We start from the raw sequence: 3,876 nt of genomic DNA on the forward strand, positions 1-3,876 counted from the left end.
AGTAACGTTAAAGGATATCAATTTTGGCAACACAACAATAAGCCAATAGAATTGTGGAGTACGGCTGTTATTGAGCAAAAGGCAGATTACCTGCATGATAATCCGGTATTGGCAGGTTTTGTTAACGAGGCTTGGCATTGGAAATATAGCAGCGCAATAGATTATAGTGGTGGTAAGGGGTTGATAGAATTAGATGAACTGTAAAGGATATATAGAAATGCACACGCGGCACGCGTGCGCTAGCGTGGGAGAACAGAGGGAAATCAAGAAAAAGAAGAATTTAACATAAGGGAAAAACCAACCGTTGGAACAGACAGAAAAAACTAGAGAAATAGGAGAAACAACAGAAAGAGAAAGTTGTGGAGAAAAAAGAAACGGAGATAGAACTTATATAAAGAAAAGTTTATACTTTTGCTCTAATGATTCGGAAACAGGAAAGACCTGGAATAATCAAGGATGCAGCGGCCTCAAAGTCCTTGCACTATACAACCACTTCCACGTGGAGTTACCCTAATTATCCAAGTCTGGCGAGAACCTAAATCCTGAATTCAAAAATGTGCTACTGGAGGTGTTTCTCCTTACCCAGACATCATCTTCGGTATTAAAGTAAGCCTATTAGTAGTAGGCTTATTTTATTTTGTAAATATAAGGCTTTAAAACTTATAAGTTTTAACAGACCTTGAATTGTTGATAAATTGAATCATAAATCCACAATAACATTCATCCTATAGGCTAAAATTTATTTCATTTGGCTCAAATATTGACATGTGCCCAACCAATATCTTAGCGTCACTAAGAGCCGTTAAGGTCGAATCCAGATCATTCCCAAAGTTTGGCCTTTCAATCACCTTGTCTCCGACGATTGACATATACTTCCTGATATCAGCCTTGGTCCCGTTTTTCAATATTTTTAAAGTGAAAATTATTTTTTCGTTTAGCATCCCATTAAAAGGATAATCATACACACCCAGGGTGATATTATTCACTAATGAGTTCAGCGAATCGAAATGTTTTGGCTTAGCTTTTTCCATCAATAAATCCAATTGCTGCACCTGCTTCATCAGGTCAGCTTTTATTTTGTATAAATCAACATAGGTCACTAAATCGGTTTCCATCTAACAAATATATAAATAAATCATAAAAATGTTACACAAAAACAATTTTTTGTAACAAAAATTCTTTTTAATGTTACAATGTGCTTCGCAATAATTAGTAACCCAACTGATTTGCAAACGGAATGTTTCATTACGAAGTACTAACCACACTTATACTTTCTGTTGATAAAAGCAAAAAGCCTCCCTTGCTGGCGCACGCGTGCGCCAGCAAGGGAGGCTTAATATTTAAGAAAGACGCTTTTTCCCTTGCTAGCGCAGTCTTAGCGGGCAAGGCGGCGCGCTGTATGACTTGTGCTTTTAAATCTTCAATTGTCTCTGCTTTATTAATCCGAAAATAATCAGCAATACGTTCAAGCCAACCTCTAAACTATCAACTAAAACCTCTAAACTATCGACTGCAACGTCTGAACTGTCGACTGCAACGTCTGAACTGTCGATTGCAACGTTTGAACTGTCGACTGCAACGTTTGAACTGTCGACTGCAACGTTTGAACTATCGATTGCAACGTTTGAACTGTCGACCGCAACGTTTGAACTATCGACTGCAAAGTCTGAACTATCGACTGCAACATCTGAACTGTCGATTGCAACGTCTGAACTATCAACTGCAAAGTCTGAGCTGTCGACTGCAACGTCTGAACTATCGGCTGCAAGGTCTGAAGTACCGACCGCAACGTCTAAACTATCAACTGCAAGCATAGAATTATTGACTGCATTAATAAAGTTGCCTACATCTCCGATAAAATTGCTAACTGCGTTTATAGAACTGTTAACTGCAAATATAAATCTATCAACTGCAAGTATAATTTTGTTAACTGCAAGTATAGAACTGTTTACTGCAAGCATAATGTTGTTAACTGCGTTGATAGAACTGTTTACTGCAAGTATAAACCTACCAACTGCAAGTACAGAACTCCTAACTGCGAGTATAGAACTGCTTTCATTTATGTGCCGTTTGAGCAACAATATTTTGCAGATTGATTTATTCTATTTATATTGCCTATGCAAATCGATAATCAATAAAGTTCTAACATAACAGAGACGGTATAAGCAAATCATTTTTTTAACAATATTACTTAGGGGAGCGTTTTAGAAACGCATTTTCAATTGATCTCTGTATGGAGTTGATTGTCGGTTTGCAGCCCCTAAGTATACTTTTTTAACAATGTTATGCAAACCGACAATTGTAAAAACCGAAACACACAGCTCCCAAATGAGGTAGCAGCTGTAACCGAATTCCGGACACTTATTGAAGCCTATTTCGATATGGTTAGTTTATCGGATGTGAATCAATTCCTTACCGAAATGCTTAGTGCAGCTATCGGGCCCGATCCACGCTCTGGCAAACACAAACCCATTACCATTGCCAACGCTCTTTATGATGTAAACAATCTCATCAGCTTGCTTACCAAAACAAAACTTTTGGCCAGCGAAGAAACCTTTCAGCTTTATGCCATAAACCTGGATTATAACCTACAGGCTGTTAGCCAATTTGATGTAGCGCATCTTTCTGAACTATTATATGTTGGATTAAATGCCTACATCTTTCAGGAAGATGATTTTGAAGGCGCAACCTTAAAATTTTCTGCCGAAATTACTACCGCATATAAAATGATTTATGATTGGCTGTCAGACTGCGATGCCTGGCATAATGCTGCTGAGTGTTACGAATATAATGAAACTTTCAGTTTAGCAGCTACGCTATAACCGTTCAAATTTTAATTGGCCATTTAACTTATACAGCTGTGAGGGAAAACTCCCCTCCTGATTTAGGAGGGGTGCCCAAAGGGGGGGTGGTTGCTAGCGGTTATATCACTTAATTTCGGTAGGTGACACACCAACCGATAGATAAATAGAGTTGTGGAGTACGGCTGTTATTGAGCAAAAGGCAACTTACCTGCACGATAATCCGGTAGTGGCAGGTTTTGTTAACCCCCCGCTAGCGCACGCGTGCCGCGTGTGCAATGTAGCTGAGCAATTCGTACTAAATTCTATTTAAGTATAGCAAAGGAAATCCTTGATGAATAGTAAAGCCATTTACAGTCGATACTCAAGCCTAACAAAATATTTAAGAAAGTACAATTTTATTTTCTTAAATTGTAAATCACAATCACCTCTATAAATAGAACCATTATCTGGCCAGCTACCCAGCTAAAATGGTTAATTCATCCTGTATTTTTATAAACAATAAAGCGTAAAACTTTCACTAGCGCAGGTGTGTCACATGTGAAAAACCTAAAGAAATGAGCCGTAAATATAAATTCTACAATAAAGAAGGATTATATTTTGTAAGTTTTGCAACAGTATATTTGATAGATATATTTGTTCGTCCGGTATATTGCGATATTATCGTTGATAGCTTAATTTACTGTAAGAAAAACCTGGGCTTAGAACTCTATTGCTGGTGCATTATGCCAAGTCACATACATTTGATATTTAGTGCAAAAAATCATAATCCAGATATTTTATTGGGCAGAATAAAAGAATATACTTCCAAAGAAATTGTAAAGGCAATTAAAGAAAATTCCTTACTAGCGCACGCGTGCCGCGTGTGCAACGTAGGCTTAATATTTAAGAAAGACACTATTTCCCTCACTAGCCTTGGCTAGCGCACGCGTGCCGCGTGTGCAATGTAGTCATTCCGTATTTTTTAAAAACAAACCAACAAGTTACTAGAACAGGTATGTTAAATGCGAAAAACCTAAAGAAATTAGCCGTAAATATAAACTTTATAATAAAGAAGGATTATATTTTGTAAGTT

Annotated in this window: 4 protein-coding genes and 1 pseudogene; 3 read left to right on the forward strand and 2 right to left on the reverse strand. The window is 37.5% G+C overall.

The genetic code is table 11. The features are described 5' to 3' along the window. A pseudogene (locus BLR60_RS24480) lies at nucleotides 1-204 on the forward strand (transposase); the annotation flags it as partial. Nucleotides 205-725: 521 nt separating this feature from the next. On the opposite strand, the gene BLR60_RS24485 reads toward BLR60_RS24480, so the two are convergent. Together BLR60_RS24485 and BLR60_RS24490 are read right to left on the reverse strand one after the other, a co-directional pair. Next, a complete protein-coding gene (locus BLR60_RS24485) occupies nucleotides 726-1,115 on the reverse strand; it encodes a hypothetical protein (protein ID WP_090505208.1) in 390 nt (129 codons plus the stop codon). A 297-nt stretch (nucleotides 1,116-1,412) separates the two neighbouring features. Next, the gene (locus BLR60_RS24490) at nucleotides 1,413-2,081 is read right to left on the reverse strand and encodes a hypothetical protein (RefSeq protein WP_143009154.1); all 669 of its coding nucleotides are present in this window, start codon (nucleotides 2,079-2,081) and stop codon (nucleotides 1,413-1,415) included. Between the two features lie 204 nt (nucleotides 2,082-2,285). Between BLR60_RS24490 and BLR60_RS24495 the strand changes: the two genes are divergently transcribed. Next, entirely contained in the window at nucleotides 2,286-2,822 is a 537-nt protein-coding gene (locus tag BLR60_RS24495; RefSeq protein ID WP_090505214.1) for a hypothetical protein, read from the forward strand. 536 nt (nucleotides 2,823-3,358) lie between these two features. Then, nucleotides 3,359-3,724 (forward strand): transposase, encoded by a 366-nt coding sequence (locus BLR60_RS24500; RefSeq protein WP_090505217.1) that lies wholly within the window; start codon nucleotides 3,359-3,361, stop codon nucleotides 3,722-3,724. Nucleotides 3,725-3,876: the final 152 nt, after the last annotated feature.

It is taken from the genome of Pedobacter terrae (genome assembly GCF_900100705.1).
GTDB classification, from domain to species: domain Bacteria; phylum Bacteroidota; class Bacteroidia; order Sphingobacteriales; family Sphingobacteriaceae; genus Pedobacter; species Pedobacter terrae.

Bases quoted from the DNA above. Each gene is read 5' to 3' on its own strand.
- BLR60_RS24485 (WP_090505208.1), bottom strand. From the start codon at position 1,115: ATGGAAACCGATTTAGTGACCTATGTTGATTTATACAAAATAAAAGCT.
- BLR60_RS24495 (WP_090505214.1), top strand. From the start codon at position 2,286: ATGCAAACCGACAATTGTAAAAACCGAAACACACAGCTCCCAAATGAG.
- BLR60_RS24500 (WP_090505217.1), top strand. From the start codon at position 3,359: ATGAGCCGTAAATATAAATTCTACAATAAAGAAGGATTATATTTTGTA.